Origin of the sequence: Sulfitobacter sediminis, assembly GCF_040811725.1 — a bacterium.
GTDB classification, from domain to species: Bacteria; Pseudomonadota; Alphaproteobacteria; order Rhodobacterales; family Rhodobacteraceae; genus Sulfitobacter; species Sulfitobacter sediminis.
In genome coordinates this window covers 1-242 of the sequence record NZ_JBFNXX010000226.1, presented here as the reverse complement: position 1 = coordinate 242, position 242 = coordinate 1, and the positions used below count along the sequence as shown (strand labels likewise).

The 242-nt window shown below is 66.1% G+C and carries 1 protein-coding gene; it reads left to right on the top strand.

From position 1 onward, the window contains the following. Positions 1 to 242: hypothetical protein (locus AB2B41_RS24180; RefSeq protein ID WP_367880274.1), on the top strand; the 242-nt coding region annotated here is incomplete at both ends.

The window sequence follows — 242 nt, the reverse complement described above, 5'->3', positions numbered from 1 at the left end:
ACCCCCCCCGCGACAACCACGGCGGCGACAACAACGGCGGCAATAACGGCGGCGGCGAGAACAACGGCGGCGATAATAACGGCGGCGACAACAACGGCGGCAATAACGGCGGCGGCGAGAACAACGGCGGCGACAACAACGGCGGCGATAAAACGGCGGCGACAACAACGGCGGCGATAATAACGGCGGCGAGAACAACGGCGGCAATAACGGCGGCGGCAACAACGGCGGCGGGGACACGT